23 protein-coding genes, 1 tRNA gene and 2 pseudogenes are annotated in these 19,514 nt (G+C 56.8%); 15 read left to right on the top strand and 11 right to left on the bottom strand.

The window, feature by feature from the left end; translation table 11 throughout:
* Window positions 1–6: 6 nt before the first annotated feature.
* The 3 genes from pgsA to ACA062_RS18165 all read left to right on the top strand — a co-directional run bounded on the left by pgsA (window position 7) and on the right by ACA062_RS18165 (window position 1,125).
* Window positions 7–567 (top strand): CDP-diacylglycerol--glycerol-3-phosphate 3-phosphatidyltransferase, encoded by a 561-nt coding sequence (gene pgsA, locus ACA062_RS18175; protein ID WP_128872701.1) that lies wholly within the window; start codon window positions 7–9, stop codon window positions 565–567.
* 63 nt (window positions 568–630) lie between these two features.
* Window positions 631–706: transfer RNA gene (locus tag ACA062_RS18170), tRNA-Gly, on the top strand.
* A 224-nt stretch (window positions 707–930) separates the two neighbouring features.
* Entirely contained in the window at window positions 931–1,125 is a 195-nt protein-coding gene (locus tag ACA062_RS18165) for a hypothetical protein (protein WP_497452337.1), read from the top strand.
* A 167-nt stretch (window positions 1,126–1,292) separates the two neighbouring features.
* Here the strand turns inward: ACA062_RS18165 and ACA062_RS18160 are convergent.
* Window positions 1,293–1,558, bottom strand: a pseudogene (locus tag ACA062_RS18160) (type II toxin-antitoxin system RelE/ParE family toxin); the annotation flags it as partial.
* Window positions 1,543–1,641: pseudogene (locus ACA062_RS18155) on the bottom strand (ribbon-helix-helix domain-containing protein); the annotation flags it as partial. The pseudogenes ACA062_RS18155 and ACA062_RS18160, both read right to left, overlap by 16 nt.
* Before the next feature lie 707 nt (window positions 1,642–2,348).
* Here ACA062_RS18155 and ACA062_RS18150 point away from each other — a divergent pair.
* The 5 genes from ACA062_RS18150 (at window position 2,349) to arsJ (ending at window position 6,043) form a co-directional block, all read left to right on the top strand.
* The gene (locus ACA062_RS18150; RefSeq protein WP_497452336.1) at window positions 2,349–2,720 is read left to right on the top strand and encodes a metalloregulator ArsR/SmtB family transcription factor; all 372 of its coding nucleotides are present in this window, start codon (window positions 2,349–2,351) and stop codon (window positions 2,718–2,720) included.
* A gap of 27 nt (window positions 2,721–2,747) precedes the next feature.
* Window positions 2,748–2,918, top strand: a complete 171-nt coding sequence (locus ACA062_RS18145; protein WP_497452335.1) for a hypothetical protein — start codon at window positions 2,748–2,750, stop codon at window positions 2,916–2,918.
* Window positions 2,911–3,627, top strand: coding sequence for an arsenical resistance protein ArsH (gene arsH / locus ACA062_RS18140; protein WP_497452334.1), 717 nt, complete (start codon window positions 2,911–2,913; stop codon window positions 3,625–3,627). Before ACA062_RS18145 ends, arsH begins: the two co-directional genes overlap by 8 nt.
* A 184-nt stretch (window positions 3,628–3,811) precedes the next feature.
* Window positions 3,812–4,816 (top strand): ArsJ-associated glyceraldehyde-3-phosphate dehydrogenase, encoded by a 1,005-nt coding sequence (locus ACA062_RS18135; RefSeq protein WP_497452333.1) that lies wholly within the window; start codon window positions 3,812–3,814, stop codon window positions 4,814–4,816.
* A gap of 9 nt (window positions 4,817–4,825) precedes the next feature.
* Window positions 4,826–6,043, top strand: a complete 1,218-nt coding sequence (gene arsJ / locus ACA062_RS18130) for an organoarsenical effux MFS transporter ArsJ (RefSeq protein WP_497452332.1) — start codon at window positions 4,826–4,828, stop codon at window positions 6,041–6,043.
* Between the two features lie 91 nt (window positions 6,044–6,134).
* On the opposite strand, the gene copD is transcribed toward arsJ, so the two are convergent.
* Genes copD through ACA062_RS18110 form a run of 4 tightly spaced genes read right to left on the bottom strand, consistent with a single transcriptional unit; the run spans window position 6,135 to window position 10,183 of the window.
* A complete protein-coding gene (copD, locus tag ACA062_RS18125; protein WP_497452331.1) occupies window positions 6,135–7,070 on the bottom strand; it encodes a copper homeostasis membrane protein CopD in 936 nt (311 codons plus the stop codon).
* A gap of 3 nt (window positions 7,071–7,073) precedes the next feature.
* A complete protein-coding gene (gene copC / locus ACA062_RS18120; protein WP_497452330.1) occupies window positions 7,074–7,457 on the bottom strand; it encodes a copper homeostasis periplasmic binding protein CopC in 384 nt (127 codons plus the stop codon).
* A 55-nt stretch (window positions 7,458–7,512) separates the two neighbouring features.
* Window positions 7,513–8,394, bottom strand: a complete 882-nt coding sequence (locus ACA062_RS18115; protein ID WP_497452329.1) for a copper resistance protein B — start codon at window positions 8,392–8,394, stop codon at window positions 7,513–7,515.
* A 10-nt stretch (window positions 8,395–8,404) separates the two neighbouring features.
* Window positions 8,405–10,183, bottom strand: a complete 1,779-nt coding sequence (locus tag ACA062_RS18110; RefSeq protein WP_497452328.1) for a copper resistance system multicopper oxidase — start codon at window positions 10,181–10,183, stop codon at window positions 8,405–8,407.
* Between the two features lie 217 nt (window positions 10,184–10,400).
* Here ACA062_RS18110 and ACA062_RS18105 point away from each other — a divergent pair, with 217 nt between their 5' ends.
* The 5 genes from ACA062_RS18105 to ACA062_RS18085 all read left to right on the top strand — a co-directional run bounded on the left by ACA062_RS18105 (window position 10,401) and on the right by ACA062_RS18085 (window position 15,131).
* Window positions 10,401–10,676 carry a metal/formaldehyde-sensitive transcriptional repressor gene (locus tag ACA062_RS18105; RefSeq protein ID WP_497457450.1) on the top strand — a complete coding sequence of 92 codons (276 nt, stop codon included), beginning with the start codon at window positions 10,401–10,403 and terminating at the stop codon, window positions 10,674–10,676.
* Window positions 10,677–10,684: 8 nt separating this feature from the next.
* Window positions 10,685–11,824: a nickel/cobalt efflux protein RcnA gene (locus ACA062_RS18100; protein ID WP_497452327.1), complete on the top strand. Its 1,140-nt coding sequence runs from the start codon at window positions 10,685–10,687 to the stop codon at window positions 11,822–11,824.
* Window positions 11,825–12,184: 360 nt separating this feature from the next.
* Window positions 12,185–12,619 (top strand): hypothetical protein, encoded by a 435-nt coding sequence (locus ACA062_RS18095; RefSeq protein ID WP_497452326.1) that lies wholly within the window; start codon window positions 12,185–12,187, stop codon window positions 12,617–12,619.
* The gene (locus ACA062_RS18090; protein WP_497452325.1) at window positions 12,616–14,103 is read left to right on the top strand and encodes an ATPase domain-containing protein; all 1,488 of its coding nucleotides are present in this window, start codon (window positions 12,616–12,618) and stop codon (window positions 14,101–14,103) included. The genes ACA062_RS18095 and ACA062_RS18090 overlap by 4 nt, the downstream gene beginning before the upstream one ends.
* Window positions 14,100–15,131 (top strand): sensor histidine kinase, encoded by a 1,032-nt coding sequence (locus ACA062_RS18085; RefSeq protein WP_497452324.1) that lies wholly within the window; start codon window positions 14,100–14,102, stop codon window positions 15,129–15,131. The genes ACA062_RS18090 and ACA062_RS18085 overlap by 4 nt, the downstream gene beginning before the upstream one ends.
* A 137-nt stretch (window positions 15,132–15,268) precedes the next feature.
* On the opposite strand, the gene ACA062_RS18080 is transcribed toward ACA062_RS18085, so the two are convergent.
* The 5 genes from ACA062_RS18080 to ACA062_RS18060 form a co-directional block, all read right to left on the bottom strand.
* Window positions 15,269–15,679 carry a low affinity iron permease family protein gene (locus ACA062_RS18080; protein WP_497457449.1) on the bottom strand — a complete coding sequence of 137 codons (411 nt, stop codon included), beginning with the start codon at window positions 15,677–15,679 and terminating at the stop codon, window positions 15,269–15,271.
* A gap of 131 nt (window positions 15,680–15,810) precedes the next feature.
* Complete coding sequence (locus ACA062_RS18075; protein WP_497457448.1) at window positions 15,811–16,047, bottom strand: hypothetical protein; 237 nt, start codon at window positions 16,045–16,047, stop codon at window positions 15,811–15,813.
* A gap of 136 nt (window positions 16,048–16,183) precedes the next feature.
* On the bottom strand, window positions 16,184–16,345 hold the full coding sequence (locus ACA062_RS18070; RefSeq protein ID WP_497452323.1) for a hypothetical protein: 162 nt from the start codon (window positions 16,343–16,345) through the stop codon (window positions 16,184–16,186).
* Window positions 16,346–16,574: 229 nt separating this feature from the next.
* Complete coding sequence (locus tag ACA062_RS18065) at window positions 16,575–17,180, bottom strand: phospholipase D-like domain-containing protein (RefSeq protein ID WP_497452322.1); 606 nt, start codon at window positions 17,178–17,180, stop codon at window positions 16,575–16,577.
* The gene (locus tag ACA062_RS18060) at window positions 17,177–17,509 is read right to left on the bottom strand and encodes a hypothetical protein (protein ID WP_497452321.1); all 333 of its coding nucleotides are present in this window, start codon (window positions 17,507–17,509) and stop codon (window positions 17,177–17,179) included. The genes ACA062_RS18065 and ACA062_RS18060 overlap by 4 nt, the downstream gene beginning before the upstream one ends.
* Window positions 17,510–17,909: 400 nt before the next feature.
* Here ACA062_RS18060 and ACA062_RS18055 point away from each other — a divergent pair, with 400 nt between their 5' ends.
* Together ACA062_RS18055 and ACA062_RS18050 are read left to right on the top strand one after the other, a co-directional pair.
* Window positions 17,910–18,227, top strand: a complete 318-nt coding sequence (locus ACA062_RS18055; RefSeq protein ID WP_497457447.1) for a helix-turn-helix domain-containing protein — start codon at window positions 17,910–17,912, stop codon at window positions 18,225–18,227.
* Window positions 18,220–19,479, top strand: a complete 1,260-nt coding sequence (locus ACA062_RS18050; RefSeq protein WP_497452320.1) for a type II toxin-antitoxin system HipA family toxin — start codon at window positions 18,220–18,222, stop codon at window positions 19,477–19,479. Before ACA062_RS18055 ends, ACA062_RS18050 begins: the two co-directional genes overlap by 8 nt.
* Window positions 19,480–19,514: the final 35 nt, after the last annotated feature.

The following is a 19,514-nucleotide window of genomic DNA, read 5'->3' as shown; positions in this document are numbered from 1 at the left end:
GTGCCGATGAATATCCCTAATCTGATTACCGTTCTACGCGTCCTGCTCATTCCGATCTTTATTCTGCTGTTTTACCTGCCTTACCACTGGAGCTACCTGGCATCCGCCTCGGTCTTCGCCTTTGCTGCCGCCACAGACTGGCTGGACGGGTACCTGGCCCGCCGTCTGGAGCAAAGCACGCCATTCGGGGCCTTCCTCGATCCGGTGGCCGACAAGCTGATGGTCGCCGTGGCGCTGGTGTTGCTGGTGCAGGAACACGGCAACCTGTGGCTCACGCTGCCGGCCGCCGTCATCATCGGTCGCGAGATCGTGGTCTCGGCGCTGCGCGAGTGGATGGCCGAACTTGGCGCCCGTGCCCACGTCGCAGTATCGAACCTGGGCAAATGGAAAACCGCCGCGCAGATGCTGGCGTTGGTGATCCTGCTGGCCAACCCGTCGGACTTCACGTTCTGGGTCCTGTTCGGTTACGCCTTGTTGCTGGTCTCCGCCGGCCTGACGTTGTGGTCCATGATCCAGTACTTGCGGGCTGCCTGGCCGCATCTGAAGACCGATGCAGAAAAGAAATAAAACTTTTTTGAATCAAAGGCTTGACGGCGCTTCTGAATTCTATAGAATGCGCCACACCAAGACGCGGGAATAGCTCAGTTGGTAGAGCACGACCTTGCCAAGGTCGGGGTCGCGAGTTCGAGTCTCGTTTCCCGCTCCAAGCATTAAAAAATGGATCTCTGAAAAGAGGTCCATTTTTTTCGGCCAAAGAAAAGTCTTTCTTTGGCTTTTGCCGCGCCGCCCCTGAAAACACTCAGATCCAGCCCCAATGGGCACATTTTCCAGTACATCAATCCGGTGCTCGGCAGATCGGTTTTCTCGTGGCGCCAGTCTAACCGCAAACCCTACAAATCTCCTCCATTCATACGAGACGGAGATTGTGCGATGGCTCTCACCAAGACCGCGGTCCGACACGCCAAACCCCGTGCCAAGGACTACTGCGTGATGGTGCGAGGGCACTGGTCGCTAGGGGCATCGATCCGCGTGTCCATCGGCAGCTGGAGCGTAATGCTAGGCGCCTGGCCACGGAAAGCGCCTAAGAAATGGATGTTCAGCATTGAAAGTGGTGTGCAAAGTTGAACATCGTGGTTCTGGTCGTGGGACTCGATAGTCTTGGACCCAGAACCTCTCGCTTCAACTGGCCGCCGAGTCGGCTGACAGCGAGGGCGCTCAGGTTGAGATGTAGAGGGGGGGGCGCGTTGCCTTCGCTGTTCATGGCCAGTTAACCCTTTGGGCCAGGCCTGTGATCAGTCGTTGGGCAAGTGCAGCTGCAGCTCCATGGCGTCATGAAGGAGTCTGACGACCTCGATCACGTCGTCGTTCGCCACACGATAGAACACGATACGGCGTGGGCTTTTGACCGGCCCATGGGGGTGTTTGGCCTGCTGGCGTGAATAGATGGGGTGATAGCTGCGAAGCCCCGGTGCAAGCTCATCGCGTTCGTGGCTGCCAATGCGATAAGGCGTCCGGCAATAGCTTGCAGCGCCGCGAGGATCAGCGCCTGATACCGCTGGCATTTTGATAACGGCCGGACTGAACCAGGTCATGGATAACCTGTTCCTGGTGAGGGGTGAGCACAATGTTTCGCGTCGCCATAATTAGCTCGAGCTCTGGGCAAACAGGTTCTTTCGACCATTGGCTATTATGCCATTTTCCCGCGAACACATAGTTTGGGATTTGTATCTGACGAATGTGTCGTGCGGGGTCATCCTTCGCGCCAAACAGCGCGTGCTGAACCGGTATCGAGGAATCGAAAGCGTAGCAGCGGGGGAGGGTAGACAACAAAAGCCCGCGGGCGGTGGGTTGCCGATTTGGGGTTGATGACTGGTTATGAGCAAGTTCGCTCTGTCGTCGCGGCGCTGGCGGGTGATTTGGATGCGGCCAAAAGGGTTGAGCTCGTCCTTCCGGAAACTGGCATTTGCAACTCGGATTTCGATGAGGCCGACTATTGCTGGGTGAGTGACAGATTCATTACAGAAGCCATATATGTACCGCCACAGATATTTGAAGAGAACCGGAAAGCGATTTACCTGGCTAACGCTGTAATACAGGGCTTTCATTGACGGTGGACGGCGGAGTCCAATCGTTTTGATGGATTAATGTGTCGTTGGCTCTTTACCTTGCATGCGGAAAATCATATATTCGTTAAACCGCATATGAGCTGAGGCTTCACAATGACCAGCAAAGCCCGTGTCCTGTGCGTCTGTACCGCCAACGCAGCACGCTCCCAGTTGGCCCAAGCACGAAATTCATGAGCGCATCAAGATGTTCGTCCTGGTGAAAACCAAACGCTGAGAATCGATATGGCTGACCATCTGACACCGACCACTGTTTTCAAATGCCTGGCGGACGACACCCGTGTTCGCACAATGCTGCTCATCACTCGTGAAGGGGAGCTTTGTGTTTGCGAGCTGACCTGCGCGTTGAACGAGAGTCAGCCAAAAATCTCCAGGCACCTGGCGCAACTGCGTACTTGCGGCCTGTTGTCGGACCGTCGGCAAGGCCAATGGGTGTATTACCGACTGCACCCGAATCTCCCTGATTGGGTTCATCAAGTGCTGACCACCGTGCTGGAAAGTAACAAGCACTGGTTGAGCCCTGACGCCAAACGCCTTGATGAAATGGGTGACCGTCCTCAACGTGCAGCGGTGTGCTGTGAAAGCAAAATCGCCTGATTCCGCCTTCGACTACGAGACCGCTCGATGAAAATCCTGTTGCTCTGCACTGCCAATAGCCTGGCTTTACCGCTTGCCCAACTGAGTGCCGAACAGCTCAAGACACAGCTGGCCCTGATTGGCACGCTGTCACCAACAGGAGCAATGATCATGAGTAAAAGCCGCCTTTTCGTGGCGCAGGACAAAGACTATGTTTGATGACCACATCCCCCAACTCGATACCGAACTGGTTGATCTCCCATCGACTGACAAGCTGGGCATCGAGAAGACCTCTATCCATAAGCCACGCATTTTGCTGCTGTATGGATCGACCCGTGAGCGCTCTTTCAGTCGCCTGATGGTAGAGGAGGCCGCTCGACTGCTGGAGCACTTCGGCGCCGAGGCGCGGATTTTCAATCCGTCAGGCTTGCCGCTGCCAGATGACGCTCCCGATGATCACCCGCGGGTGAAGGAACTGCGCGAGCTGATGTTGTGGTCCGAGGGGCAGGTCTGGTGTTCTCCAGAACGTCACGGTTCGATGAGCGCGGTCTTCAAGGCTCAGATTGATTGGGTGCCACTGGCGATGGGCGCGGTACGTCCGACCCAGGGCAAAACCCTTGCGGTCATGCAGGTGTGCGGTGGCTCGCAGTCGTTCAACGTGGTCAATCAGCTGCGAGTGCTGGGACGTTGGATGCGCATGTTCACCATCCCCAACCAATCCTCCGTGCCGAAGGCCTATATGGAATTCGACGATAACGGCCGGATGAAACCTTCTGCGTTCTATGACCGCGTCGTTGATGTGATGGAAGAGTTGGTGAAATTCACGCTGCTGCTTCGCGACCGTCAGGACTATCTGGTCGATCGTTATTCCGAGCGCAAGGAGTCGGCGGAAGAGCTCATGAAACGTGTCAATCAGCGCTCTATCTGAGGATATTTCACCGTGCCACAACACTCCTGTTCCGTACTGCCCCTGGTGCAGTTCCGTGGCCAATTGATCTCACCCAGTGCCCATTGCGTCCACGCGCCATTCAGCATCTTGCCCACATTGAGTACATCGGCCAGTTCGACACCCAGTCAAACACCCACTGACTACAGATACAGAGCACAACAACATGACTATCAAAGTTGGCATCAATGGTTTTGGTCGGATCGGTCGCCTCGCTCTGCGAGCAGCCTGGAGTTGGCCAGAGTTTGAATTCGTGCAGATCAACGATCCGGCAGGTGACGCGGCGACTCATGCGCACCTGCTGAACTTCGACTCGGTGCATGGCCGTTGGAATTACCAGGCCGACTCTGAGGGCGACAGCATCCTCATCGACAGCAAACGAATCAAGGTAACGGCCAACAAGGCGATTGCCGACACCGACTGGTCGGGCTGCGATCTGGTGATTGAAGCCAGCGGCAAGATGAAGACCGTCGCTGTGCTTCAGGCTTACCTCGACCAAGGCGTGAAGCGCGTAGTGGTCAGCGCCCCGGTTAAGGAAAAAGGCGCGTTGAACATCGTCATGGGCGTCAATCATCAGCTGTTCAAGGCGGCGGAACATCGCATCGTCACGGCGGCCTCGTGCACCACCAACTGTCTGGCGCCCGTGGTGAAAGTCATCCACGAAAAGCTGGGTATTCGCCACGGTTCGATCACCACTATCCACGACCTGACCAACACCCAAAGCATTCTCGATCAGCCGCACAGGGATCTGCGGCGGGCGCGTGCTTCCGGGATGAGTTTGATTCCGACCAGCACCGGCTCGGCCACCGCGATTGCCGAAATCTTCCCGGAGTTGCGTGGACGCCTGAATGGTCATGCGGTACGCGTGCCGCTGGCCAACGCTTCGCTAACTGACTGTGTCTTTGAAGTCGAGCGTGCCACCACTGTTGAAGAGGTGAATCAGTTCCTCAAGGACGCCTCCGAGAACGAGCTGAAAGACATACTCGGTTTCGAGGAGCGTCCACTGGTGTCCATCGACTACCGTACCGACCCTCGCTCATCGATTATCGATGCGCTGTCGACCATGGTCATCAACGGCACCCAGGTCAAACTCTATGCGTGGTACGACAACGAGTGGGGTTATGCCAACCGCACCGTCGAACTGGCCAGAATGGTCGGTCTGGCAGTCTAAGGAGCGGTCATGAAAGCGTTGTCAGCCCTCGCTCCGCAAGTGCGGCAGTACCTGCTCGTGACGGGCAACTACTGGGCCTTCACCCTCACCGACGGCGCCTTGCGCATGTTGGTGGTGCTGCACTTTCACGCGCTGGGCTACAGCCCACTTCAAATCGCGGCGTTGTTTCTGTTCTACGAACTCTTTGGCGTGATCACCAACCTGGTGGGTGGCTACCTCGGCGCCCGGCTGGGTCTGAACCGAACCATGAACATCGGGCTGGGCATCCAGGTCGCGGCGCTGCTGATGCTGACGGTTCCGGTAGCCTGGCTGACCATCCCTTGGGTGATGGGGGCCCAGGCGCTGTCGGGGATTGCCAAAGACCTGAACAAGATGAGTGCCAAGAGCTCCATCAAGCTTCTGGTTCCGGATGGGCAGCAGGGCAAACTCTACCAGTGGGTGGCGATCCTCACCGGTTCGAAGAACGCACTCAAGGGTGTTGGCTTTTTTCTCGGCGGAGCCTTGCTGGCATTGATCGGCTTCAAAGGCGCCTTGCTGGCCATGGCAGGTCTTTTGGCGCTGATCTGGGTCAGCAGCTTGATCCTGTTGACGAAGGACCTGGGCAAAGCGAAAGCCAAGCCCAAGTTTCGCGACATCCTGTCCAAGAGCCGGGCGATCAATATCCTCTCAGCGGCGCGGATGTTCCTGTTTGGCGCCCGCGATGTCTGGTTTGTGGTGGCCTTGCCGGTTTACCTGAGCAGCGTGTTCGGCTGGGACTTCTGGAAAGTTGGCGGATTTCTCGCGGCCTGGGTGATTGGCTACGGCATCGTGCAGTCCTTCGCGCCCAATATCACCGGCAAGAAACGTGGGCACGTACCGGATGGTCGTGCGGCATTTCTGTGGGCGCTTGCGCTGGCGGGTCTGCCGGCGGCAATTGCTCTCGGGCTGAACACCGGGCTGTCACAGCAGGTTGTGCTGTTGGGTGGATTGATGGTCTTTGGCGCGCTGTTCGCGGTGAATTCGTCGCTGCACAGCTACCTGATCGTGTCCTACGCCAAGGAAGACGGTGTGTCGCTGGATGTGGGTTTTTATTACATGTCGAACGCCATGGGACGGTTGATAGGCACGGTGCTCTCCGGATGGGTTTATCAGGTGTATGGGCTGGGGGCGTGCTTGTGGATATCGAGTGCATTCGTTCTGTTTGCAGCTTTGATTTCCAAAGCACTGCCTCGGCACGCAAGTCACTGAAATAACCTCTTGGTCTATTACGGGCGGCACTAGATGCCGCCCACCTACTGTGTTCATGGTGACGAAGAGCTTTTACAGGTTTTTGGCAACACTATTGGGATGCTATCTCCATTTCGGGACTCAACGTTCCCAACCAAGCCACTAGCCCCACAATCAAAACCGCCTTCGATAATTCAACCAACAAGCTGCGCCTTAACGAATTAGCTGCCGCCCTATACTGGCCCTTCCGTAATGACCTCTCCACAAGCGGACCAAGGTGAAACCGGTTTAATGCAGCCAGCACCAGCATTCCGACAAAAAGCACTACTTTGATGAACAGCAAAGTTCCATAGGTGCTGAGGACTACACCATCGAGTTTAGGGCCCACGATAAACAGGTAGTTCACGACTCCGGTGACCGTGATGACAACGACGATCAATGCGCCCACCGATTCGAACCGGGTGACAGCCCGAGCCAGCAATCTAATGCGCTCTTCGGTTTGCAGCGTGTCGAACTTTGCCATCCAGGCTAAAGCGACTAATGCACCAAGCCAGGCGCCTGCCGCCAGTAAGTGCAGTATGTCCGTTGCAAAATGCCAATAACGACGACTGCCTTCATCCATCGCCCCATGTCCGCTCCAGGCTAGACTTGCGAGGGCGATACCGCCGGCAATAACTGCGACCATCAAGCTAACGCTAGGCGCACGGTGGTTAAGTATCACCGCTAAACCGCCAACGACCAACGCGATGATTCGCACGACCCAGGCCAGTCCTACGTCCGTCTCAAATACCATCATCTCAATATGCGGACGCAGCTCAGCGAAGTCCGACTCCCCACTCATGGCGCTCGCCATCATCACCATACTGGCGACAGACACCAGCACACCGAGCGCCGACGTTCCCGCCACCATAGACCGAAACGGCAACACGGCACCCGATACTCGCTCTCGTCCTTTAAGGCTGTACAACCCAAAAAGCGCTAAGCCAAACAGCAGCATCAAATCCATGTACAAGCCGAAGCGCAGGGCAATGCTGGCCCAGTCGCTCATCAATTACTTCACTTTGAACGTAACGTTGCCGGTGATCGGATGAGTGTCCGATGACACCGCGCGCCATTCGACTTTATAGCTACCAGCGGGTAAAGGAGAGAGCGGCGTGATAACCATGGTTTTCGGGTCGCTGCCGCCGGAGACTTTGGCCTTCATGGGCATCGGGGAGTGGGCCATGCCGGGCATTTCGGTCATGACCAGTTTCGCGCCGGAGAACTGGGTCATGAGGTTTTCGGAAAAGTGCAGTTCGATCTTGCCGGGGGCCGCGCCGTCCGCGCCTTCCTCCGGGGTAGAGGAGAGCAATTTCGGGTGCGCCTGAACGAATGTGCTCATGAGCAACCCGGTGGAAAGTGCGATGGCAACAGCGGTGGTTTTGATCAAGCGCATACAAGGCCTCTCACCGCTTTGAGCGGTATTTTTTTGATTGTCAGTTTGACGCGTTCTAGAACCACAGCCGAACACCGAGGACGAGACGTGCCTCGCTGCGATCCTCGCCGTCGTCCTTGGCATAATCGGCGGTGTTGCCGTAGGTGCGGTTCCAGGTCACGCCGATGTAAGGCGCAAACTCCCGGCGGATTTCATAACGCAGGCGCAGGCCCGTTTCGGTGTTGGACAGGCCGGAACCGATGCCTCGTTGCGGGTCGTTTTTGCTGTAGAAATTAAGTTCGGCGGTTGGCTGCAAAATGAGTCTGTTGGTCAGCAGGATGTCGTAGTCGCCTTCCAGTCGCGCGGCGGTTTGGCCACCTTCACCGATGAACGCCGTAGCTTCGGTTTCGAAGTTGTACAGCGCCATGCCTTGCACGCCGAACGCCGCCCAGGTTTGCGGGTCGCCGGGTTTGAAATCCTGGCGAACGCCGGTCACTACGTCCCACCACGGGGAAATGGCGTGGCCCCAGAGAGCCTGGACTTCCGCATCTTCGGTCTTGCCGTTGGTACGTTCGCCTTCGGAGCGCAGCCACAGGCGGTCGATATCGCCGCCGATCCAGCCTGAGATATCCCAGGCCAGGGTGCTGCCGTCATCAGCGTCCTGCCATTCGAGCTTGTCGGCAAGGAAGTAATGGTTGAGCGCGGAGTCATGGACGTTATGGCCGTTCTGGCTGACGAACACGGCGGCGCGGTCGGCATCGGTCAACACCGGGATCGGCGTGCGGCTTTCGGTAGGCGCGGCAGGCTGCATTTGGCCGTCGTCCATGCTTTGCATCTGGCTGTGGTCCATGCCCTGCATCTGGCTATGATCCATGTTCTGCATGTCGTCCGTGGCCGCCATTGCCGAAGAAAGTGTCAGGCTCGCGGTCATGAGCGCCAAAGAAATCGGAGTGATCATGGGTAGCGCCTCATTCTTCCACGCGAACTTCACGGAACATGCCCATTTCCATGTGGTACAGGAGATGGCAGTGATAGGCCCAACGGCCGAGTGCATCGGCAGTGACCCGATAACTGCGCCGGGAGCCGGGCGGCATGTCGATGGTGTGTTTGCGCACCATGAACTGGCCGTTTTCGTCTTCGAGATCGCTCCACATGCCGTGCAGATGGATGGGGTGAGTCATCATCGTGTCGTTGACCAGTACCACCCGCACCCGCTCGCCATACTTGAGGCGCACGGGTTCGGCATCGGAGAACTTCACGCCGTTGAATGACCAGGCGAACTTTTCCATGTGGCCAGTGAGGTGCAGTTCTATGGTGCGGCTGGGGTCGCGGCCGTCCGGATCTGCGAAGGTGCTGCGCAAGTCGGAATAAGTCAGGACGCGACGACCGTTGTCACGCAGGCCGAGGCCAGGGTCATCGAGTTTGGGTGAAGTGGTCATGGCTTGCATGTCCACCAGCGGATTGTTGCTTTCCGTCGCGGGGTGGGACAGCATTTCGCCCATTCCAGCCATGCCGCTGTGATCCATGCCGGACATGCTGTCCATGCCTTGCATTGAGCTGTGGTCCATACCCGTCATCTGGCTGTGATCCATGCCCGCCATGTCGCCACCCATACTGGCGTGATCCATACCACCCATACCCATGTCATCCATGGTCACCAGCGGCCTCGGGTCCAGTGGTGGTATCGGCGCGGATACCCCCGTCTTCACTGCCAGCGTGCCACAGGCATAGCCAGTGCGATCCATCGACTGGGCGAACAAACTGTAGGCATCCTGGGTCGGCTCGACGATCACATCGAATGTCTCCGCCACCGCGATGCGAAACTCGTCGACGCTCACCGGTTTGACGTGCAGACCGTCTGCGGCGACCACCGTCATTTTCAGACCGGGAATTCGTACGTCGAAGTAGGTCATGGCGGAGCCGTTGATAAAGCGCAGGCGCAGTTTCTCGCCGGGCCGGAATACCCCCGTCCAGTTCATCTCAGGCGACTGGCCGTTCATCAAGTAGGTGTAAGTCGCGCCGCTGACGTCGGCCAGGTCCGTGGGATTCATCTTCATTTCAGCCCACATCTTTCGATCGGCGACCGTGGAGCCCCAACCTTTTTCCCTGACGTCGTGGATGAAGTCGCCCACGGTGCGCTTGTTGTAGTTGTAGTAATCCGACTGTTTTTTCAACGCCTTCATCAAGCCGACCGCGTCTTCGTCGGTCCAGTCGGTCAGCATCACCACGTAATCTCGGTCGTACTGGAACGGCTCGGGCTCCTTCGCATCGATCACCAACGGGCCGTAAACGCCGGACTGTTCCTGGAACCCCGAATGACTGTGATACCAGTAAGTGCCGTTCTGCCGGACCTTGAATTGATAGACATACATCCCGCCCGGTTCAATGCCATGAAAGCTCAGGCCCGGCACGCCGTCCATGTTGGCCGGCAGCAGAATGCCGTGCCAGTGAATGGAAGTGTCAGCGTTGAGTTTGTTCCTCACCCGTAACGTGACCGTGTCGCCTTCGCGCCAGCGCAGCAGGGGGCCGGGAATGCTGCCGTTGATGGTCATCGCGGTGCGCGGGTTGCCGGTGATGTTGACCGGGGTTTCGCCGATGAACAGGTCGAAATCGGTACCGGCCGGGACATTCGCCTCGCCGGGGCTGGTAATCGCCCAGACAGGTGTGCGCCATAGCCCGAGGCCGCCGAGAATCCCGGCGGCGGCGAGCCCCTTTACAAAGGTTCGTCTTGATGTTTCAGGTCGCATGACGCTTTGTTCCCAGTCAGTCGGATGACAGAGCAAACAGGAGATGCTGCCAAGTTCGATGAAGAGGGTAATGGGTGCAACCTTTCAGAAGGCTGAGCCAATGATTACGGTTTTGTCAGCTTCACCCGCTTTGGCCGTGACCCACTCGAATGCTGGCATTGCGAATGCCTGGTTTCTGAGTGAATATGCGCATCAATATAGGGTAGGGGGGTATGGTATGTCGCATGTGCATGGAAAAAAAGACGACTTGTTGAAACGTGTCCGACGTATCGCTGGACAAGTTCAGGCTATAGAACGAGCGCTGGAGTCGGACGCGGACTGTGCCAAAACGCTGCATCTTGTCGCGGCCACGCGCGGGGCAATGAACGGCCTGATGGATGAAATTATCGAAGCTCACGCGCACGCGCACGTCGCGAACCCTGAATTGAGCGATGAAGAGCGCGCCAAAGGCGTCGACGAGTTGCTCGAAGCCATCCGTCGTTACTCGAAGTAGACCTTGTCATGCCAAATTTTGCAGAACTGCTTCAACAGGGTGGCACCCACGCGTGGCTTTACTTCCCGAGCGCGATACTGCTAGGTGCGTTGCACGGGCTTGAGCCCGGCCATTCAAAGACCATGATGGCAGCCTTCATCGTCGCCATTCGTGGATCGGTGAAGCAAGCGGTGGTGCTGGGCTTGGCCGCAACGCTCTCGCACACCGCAGTGGTGTGGCTGGTTGCCATCGGTGGCATGTATCTGGGCAAAGGTCTGGACGCACAAACCACCGAACCGTACTTCCAGCTCGCATCCTCCGCGCTGATCATTCTGATTGCGGTGTGGATGTTGTGGCGTACCTGGCGCGGCGAACAGATGTTCAAGTTCGAGCAAGGTGATGATCACCACCACGGCGACCATGACCATGCTCATCACGATGAGACTCAGCACATTGATACGGGTCACGGGCGGATCGAACTGGCGATTTTCGAACAGGGAATGCCCCCACACTGGCGCATGAAGGCGTTGAGTGGGCATGCCTGGACAGCGGCAGAGGTTCGACTGACGACTACCCGCTCAGATGGCAGCATTCAAGCGTTCTCGTTCGTCGAGCGCGGAGGTTTCCTGGAATCGACCGTCGACATTCCTGAGCCTCATGAGTTTAGTGCTCGCCTGAGTCTTGGGCATGCGGGCCATTCCCATGATTACGATCTGGATTATCAAGAGCACGGACACAGTCACGAGCACTCCGAACTGGAAGGCCTGGAACTGTCGATAGATGGGTATCAGGATGCACATGAACGCGCCCATGCCAACGATATCCGTAAGCGCTTTACCAATCGTGAGGTCACCACTGGCCAGATCATTATGTTCGGGTTGACCGGGGGGCTGATTCCTTGCCCAGCGGCTATTACCGTTCTGCTGCTCTGCCTTCAGGTCAAAGAAGTCGCCTTGGGAGGCGTGCTGGTCCTGTGTTTCAGCCTTGGTTTGGCGCTTACATTGGTATCCGTCGGTGCGGCGGCGGCCATTGGCGCTAAACAAGCTTCCAATCGCTGGCCTTGGCTTGGCGCAGTTGCGCGTCGCGCACCTTATCTGTCCAGCGTGCTGATCATCGGTGTCGGACTTTACGTGGGGGTTCACGGCTGGATTGGTTTGAGTGCTGCCTAGGTCAGTTTTGAACCGTTGGCAGATCTGGAATCTTCATGTCAAAAGCCTTTGTTTTGTGCCGGTAATGTTGGCTTAAATCCAAATCACAAATCCAGGTGCTTGAGACGTAAGCAGAGAAGGTAAGTCTTTGCTGTTTGGTCGCTGATGACAGGCCGGATGACCAGCTTTGGCAGGGGCAATGCCCTCAAAACCGAGCGCACCCAAGTCGAGTTCGTCGACGAAGGTATCGACCACAGGTGCCGGATTTTCTTTAGCCATCTGGCAGGTATACGGACATCATCAGCTCTTCGTCCAATTGAAAGCTCGATCACAGGTTATAGGGTGTACCATCGACAGGTGCCCATCAAAAATTAGTGAGCCATGTCCAGGGAAAGCGAAGAGGGCCGCCAGATCGTAGCTTCTCTGGCGCACCGGGTTGGTGACATTGCCGATCTTGCAAAGACCGCCCACGCAATTATTTCAACCTTGCAGGATATGGACGCAGCCCTCAGGCCCATTATCGGTCAGCAAGGGGTTGTCGCGCTTTATCGCCGCAGCCTCAATCTGTGCGTTTCCAATCATCCGCGACTGGCCGGCACCTGTGACAGAGTGCAGGCAGGCATGGATCTGATTGCCCTCAAAGCCGTGCTCGTCGAGCAAAGCGAAACCGAAGCGCTGTTTTTCGGTGAAGTGATGTTGACCACGTTTTACGCATTGCTGACCACGCTGATCGGGCCCTCGCTCTCCGCACGTTTGCTTCGTGGCGTGTGGGAACCTTCTTTGAGCGACACCCCTTCGCAGGAAAATTCGCCATGAGCACCAAAGTGACTATCAACCGCCTGGCCACCGGTGTGCCAGGACTGGACGAGGTGCTGGGCGGAGGTTTGCCGGAGTTTTCGTTCAACCTGATCGCCGGCCCGCCTGGCTGCGGCAAAACCACCCTCGCGCATCAGATGATGTTTGCCCTGGCGACGCCTGAACGTCCGGCGCTGTTCTTTACAGTGCTTGGCGAGCCGCCGCTGAAGATGCTGCGTTATCAGCAGCAATTCGACTTTTTCGACAGCGAAGCGATCAATCAGTCGATCCGCTACATCAACCTGGCCGACGACACCCTGGTCGGGGATCTGGACGAGGTGCTGCGGCGCATCGTCAGCGAGGTGGAGGTGCATTCACCGGCACTGGTGTTTGTAGACTCGTTCCGTTCCGTGGTGCTGGCCAGCCAGACTCAGGACAACCCCAACAACAACTTGCCGCAGTTCATTCAGCAACTAGGCATGTTGATGACCACCTGGCAGGCGACGACCTTCCTGATTGGCGAATACTTCACCGAAACCGACACCAATCCGATTTTCACCGTCGCCGATGGCCTGATCTGGCTGCGCCAGAGCGTTCAGCGCAATTCCATGGTGCGCAAGATGGAAATCATGAAGATGCGCGGCCAGCCGACGCTGCCGGGGCTGCACACCTTCCGCATTGCGACGTCGGGGATCAAGGTCTTTGCACCCGCGCCACTCAACCCGGTGGAAGCGCCGCTGGAGATCCCCATCAAGCGCCTGAAAATGGGCGTGCCACAGCTCGACGAGATGCTGGGTGGCGGCCTGCCCCGTGGTTATTCCTTGCTGGTGGCCGGGCCGTCCGGGTCGGGCAAAAGCATCCTGGCGGCAACGTTCCTGGCCGAAGGCGCACGCAACGGCGAAACCGGCGTGATCGCGGTGTTCGAACAACGGCCCAATCATTTTCAAAATGCCGCCCTCATTCAGTTGATCCAAAGCGGTCAGGTAGGCTTGGTGGACAGTCGTGCACCGGACTTGTCCATCGACGAAATCGTCCAGTTGCTGTTGGCCGAGATCTCTCGCCTGAAAGCCACTCGTGTGGTGATCGACTCGTTGTCGGGCTTCGAACTGGCGCTGGCGCCGACCTTCCGCGAAGACTTCCGTGAATCGCTGTCGCGCATGGTCACCGCGCTGACCAGTGCCGGGGTCAGCGTGTTGATGACCTCCGAGCTGGAAGACCGCTACACCGATCTGCGTTTCAGCCCTTACGGCACGGCATTTCTCACCGACGCGATCATCGTTCAACGCTATATCGAAGTGCAGAGCCGCTTGCTGCGCATCATGGCCGTGGTCAAGGTGCGGGCCAGCGCCCACTCCGATGAGCTGCGCTTGTACCGCGTCGATGAAAACGGCTTGCAGATTGGCGAAATGCTTCATGACCAGGAAGGTCTGCTCGGAGGCCGACCGACAAAGCGGATTTCAGGTGTATCACATCCAGGAGATAAAATGCTTGAGCCCGACTCATGAGTAATGTCGATGGCAAGAATGAGCGTGAGATCGCTAATGCCGCTCACGAACTCTTCTTGCTTGGCCAGAAAACCGTTGAAGCACGCGCTGTGCTGGCAGCACTGCAAAAAGAGTTGAACGACGCCAGCAGCCGGCTTGTGGATAGCCAGCAGGTCGAGGAGGTGATTGAGACCAATCAGCAGCGAGTACCGGCGAAACTCATGGTGCAGTCAGACGCTATAGTCGCCCCTCGCTTGGAAGAGCAACGTTTGTACCAGGAACTGCGCGAGGCTAATGCACAGCTGGTCATCGCCGCGCTCAGCGCTCAAAACCTTCAGGCTGTAGCAGAGCGCGCACTGAGTCAGCAAAAAAGCATCCTGGCGACGGTGGCCCATGAGCTACGTAACCCATTAACGCCTATCAGTATGATTGCAGAGCGTATGGTGCGTTTGCCTAGCGATCAGCTGCCTCGGATGCGGGAGTTGATCGAAGGCCAAGTGCAACATATGTCACAGCTGGTCGATGATCTGCTGGATGTCTCCCGTGCCAGCACTGGCAAGTTGCGACTCAATCGCCGCGATGTCGACATGATTCAGGTTCTGCGTGAAGCCATTGATGCGTGCCGCCCTTTGATGAGCGCACAAGAGCAGCATTTCAACGTCCATCTTCCCAATGGCATCTTGATGGTAAATGGTGACCCGGGGCGCCTCGCGCAGGTACTCCACAACCTTCTGGCGAATGCGGCCAAATACACACCGACCCACGGTAGAATCGAACTCTCTGTAACAGTCGCGTCCGACGTTTTGAAGATAAACATTTCCGACGATGGAATCGGCATTTCCGCTAAAGCGCTCCCGTTTATTTTCGATCCCTATGTTCAAGACGTGCATGCCGTCGGATTCAATGGGTCAGGCTTGGGCATCGGACTGACAGTAGTCCGCGAGCTGGTTGAGGCGCACGGCGGCGAGGTTACCGGCATGAGCGAGGGTGATGGCAAGGGTAGCGAGTTCGTGGTCACGTTACCGTTGGTGATCCATTCAAGCGGATAAGTAACGCGTGCACAGTGATTCATTCAACGGGAGTTGCGAAATGATTTTCAGAGCGTTTTTACCAAGCTACAACCAACCCACGTTGGGCCCAAGCAGAAGTGGCGAGAGGAGGTAAGCCACTTGGCCTGGTTCGGTGGTCAGGAGGAAAAGGGCATGCGGCTTACCGCAGCATTCTCCTCCGCCATATCGATATTGATCTCGCCGGCCTCACCCAAAGAACTGTACTGTTCACGCAGTTTTCTCAGGTCTCTCGAACCCATTTTATCCAAGCATAAGGTGGCGTTTTGCGCTTCTTTGGTGGCTCGAATTAGCTCATCTATTTTCAGATGCAAAATGTCGTTGTCACGATTTTGTGTGTTTTGAATGAGGAACACCATGAGGAAGGTAATGATTGTCGTGGACGTATTGATGATCAGTTGCCATGTGTCATTGTAATGAAAGTATGGCCCTGTCAGCGCCCATCCAACGATTAAAAGGATGGCGGTGAGAAAGGTCTTTGAACTGCCAGCCCAGTTGGAGAGGGCTTGACAGAATTTTGCGAATTTCATGATTGCGAGCTCCGGTTGTGGTGACTGATAGACCACGGCTGCTCTTGGAAATTCTTTCTTGCGGTTTCCGTTCATCCGTCAAAATCCAACGCTCATTTTTCTGGCAAATGAGGTTATCTAAGGTTCGTTCCCTACTGGCCTTCGAAGTTCTTCTTAAACCCGCGAAGGTTCATGAGACACAAGCAAATCTGCAGGACGATGAGGGCGTAGGCTTCAGCGTATGTACCCCAAATAACCCACAGTACATTGCTCAATATAAAGCATACAAACCCTGTCATTCGTCTTGATGGCTGTTGAGATCCGATCAACCACGCGGCAAGTACCGTCACCACCATCGCTGGCCATTGAATCCAATCCAGATACGTCAAAATATTCCCCTTCATCCACATTGCGGTTATTACGTGATCCTCAAATAAATGACACCATTTGATCGCCGGGTCATGCCGGGTCATGCCGGGGCTGCGGATTCGTTGAAGCGGAGTTATTCCTTCGGGTAGGACGCGGCTAGAGAGTTTCGCTGATCCGCTCATATTCGGATTCCAGCCAGGCCGCGCGGTCCCGAGCCTCCTCGATGGTCGAGAATGAATCCACGTTCTTTCCGCACTCGGTATCGACCGAGAATTTCGCGGTGCCATTGATAGAGCGATCGACAATTTGGAATTTCATGATGGGATCCTCAGGGTTGGAGCCGGATGGTTAGATAGCGCAAAGGTCGTTCGAGTCAGTGAGCTCAGAAAGCGGCTCTTCGACGTGCGCGACGCCGGACAGAAACGACATGATGGGCGATGGTTTCGGCTTGGGCGGGAACAGGTGCCCGTCGTAGATGACGTGCAATTCAGCGTTAAGGATCCGCCTGGCCAACAGGTGATGTTGACCAGCGGGATCAGTGGATCGTTCAAATGCTTTCGATATCGCTGTAAGACCGCCGAGCAGACCGAAGCCTTTGAGACGAGGTCAGACGCAGAGGCAAGCTTCTATTACTTGCGCCTAATGAGGGTGCTTCTGGGGTATCAGCTTGAGGCTGTTGAGGCGTCGTCCAGGTTCCGATGAACAGCTTCTGCAGTTCCGCAACCACGGGCCCCTCGATGCGCAAGTCGGTATCGCGCCAGGGCAAATCACCCGTTGGGCGAGTCTTCGAATGAGCGCTGAACGAGCCCCCGGAATAGACGCTGCTGATGTTGATCCCGCCGAGAAAGGCAATACGGCCGTCCACTATCAGCAGCTTTCGGTGGTCGCGCTGGTTCACGTCCCAGCCCGCCTTGGCCGTCACCGGATGGATAGGGTTGTACTCCAGCACCTTGATGCCCGCTTCGGTCAATCGGGAAAAGAACGCTGAGGGTGTTCCAAGGGTTCCGACGCTGTCACGGATCAGATTGACCTGTACGCCATTCTGTTGCCGAGCGATCAATGCGGCGGCGAAACGCTGACCGACTTCATCGTCGTCGAGGATGTAGGTCTCCATGTTGATGTGGTCGCGCGCAGATTCCACGGCTTTGATCATCGACTGGTAGGTGGTGGGCCGTCCTGCAGCAAGTCGACCTTGTTTCCTTCCGTGAGCGGGCTACCGGTGATGGACTCTTCGATTGCGAGATGCACATCGAAGATGTTGGTTTCTGCACCGGTGGAATTAAGTCGGTCGAGAATGGCTTTGCTGCGCTCGGTTGACAGAGGTCCGTGTATCCCGTCGAGTTTCACTGGCGCAGAGGGCGCGTGCGCCATGTCGGGTACGATCCTCGGCAATGTACTGTAGGAAATCACAAATGCCAGGAGCACGGCGACGCACAGCAACAGAGGAATACATACACCCTTGGATGTGGATAGTGGATTCATTAGGCCCCCTCTTGGCGAGGACGGTGATAGCGCTCAACAATCTAAAAATTTCGCCGTGCATCCTGTCCAAAGGGGGCGAGCCGGGATACACACTGTGACAGTGGATGCGTCCGTACTTCTGGACCAAGTAGTTGCTAACTCAACTGGGCAACTAAAACCGCGTTGGCATAGATCAAGCTGCCATCACTGGCTCGATGCCCGACCATGAAGCAAGCCCAAGGCCTTTGAGCAGTCGCGACGCCATTACTTGTTTTGACCACTGTGTAAGGGCCGGGTTCGTCCCTGCAGCCGCGCGCAATGGATGGCCATGGGCCTGCACGACAAGAATACCTTGATCAGGCTGGCCGCTAACTCTATAATTTTGTGTGTTAACGGCGCTTATGGCCACGGAATACCCATTATGTTGGATTTAAGCTTCAGTAAGCCGGGTGAGATCGTCAAGCAAATTTGTGAACGCCTTCGCACGGAGCGGCTGGCTCTGCAGATGACGCAAGCCGATGTGGCCGGGCGCGCAGGTATCGGGACCAATACCGTCTCCAACCTGGAAGCCGGGCGTAATGTCGGGTTCGAGAATGTGGTCCGCGTGGCCATGGTCCTTGGGCGAAGCAAGGAACTCGAAGGACTGTTCTTGCCCAAGCTGGACAGCCTTGAAGACATTCGCCGCTACGAAAACAGTGCCAAGCGTCATCGTGCCAAGAGGAAGCCCGACAATGCTTGAGCAAGTCGACGTCTACTACGAGGGCTGGGGTGAACGTTGGCTGTGGGGCACGCTTGTGTCTACAACTGCCATCACCGGTCGCCCACAGATTGTGTTTGAGTACAGCAATGAAGCGAAGAGTCGAGGCTTGGAGCTGTCGTCCTACACACTTGCGTTGGAGGGGCCCCAGCTACGCAGGGGTTTCCCGTCCCACCAGTTGAACCTGCCAGCGCCTGTCTATGACGCCTTGCCTGATGGTTGGGGCATGCTGCTGATGGACCGGTTGTTCAGGCGCCGCAGCCTCAACACCGCGCGCATAGGGCCTCTGGAGCGGCTGGCCTACATCGGCAACAATGCCATGGGGGCAATGTCGTTCGAGCCCGTGGCACCCGAGGGGCAGGCGCCGCAAGTGCATATCTCCCTTGACTTGCTCGCAACCGAGGTGCAGGAAGTGCTCAATGGTGATGGTGGGGCGTTCCTGCAAACGTTGCTGCTGGTGGGGGGCTCTCCTCAGGGCGCCAGGCCAAAGGCCTTGGTCTATCGCGATGCTCGAACCGGAGCCTTTACCACGGCCGTCAAGCCTGGCTTCGAAGCCTGGCTGATCAAGTTCCCGGCCAAAGGAGAACATTGCGAGGTATGTGCAATCGAAATGGTCTATGCCGAGTGCTTGCGCTTGTGCGGTATCCAGACTCCGGACACGCAGTATTTCAGTCTGCCCAACGGCCTGGCAGCCTTCGCGAGTAAACGCTTTGATCGACTGAACGGTCAGCGGGTGCCCATGCAAAGCCTCGCAGCCTTTACCGGAGCAGATTACCTATCACCGGGTGTCCTGGACTACGTCAACTTCTTGCGTGCAACCCAGATGTGCACCAATGATGTGCGAGAGAAAGCGATCGCGTTCGAGCGTGCAGTCTTCAACATCGCGTTCAACAACCGGGGCGACCACCCCAAGAATTTCTCCTACCTTATGTCGTCAACCGGCGAGTGGAAGCTGGCACCGGCCTACGACGTTACCTTCTGCGAGGGGCCGGGCGGGTACCACCAGATGGATGTGATGGGCGAGGCCTTGGCGATCGACCGAAAGGCCATGCTCAGGCTTGCGGATGAAGCAGAGGTCCCAGAGGAGATGGCAGGCGTCACCATCGACAGAATTTGCGACGTGGCCAGCCGGTTTGCGGCCACGGCCGAGCACCTGTACCCGCAAGTGATCACCCAGGACACCCTGCACCTCATTCAAAGCCGAATCGACGATAACATCGGGCTGCTTCGCTAGAGATACGCTCGCGGCCGCCGATGGCGACCGCCTGG

Source organism: Pseudomonas sp. LBUM1679 (assembly GCF_059695565.1).
Note: the sequence above shows the minus strand (reverse complement) of the source record. Positions and strands in the feature narration are given on the sequence as shown.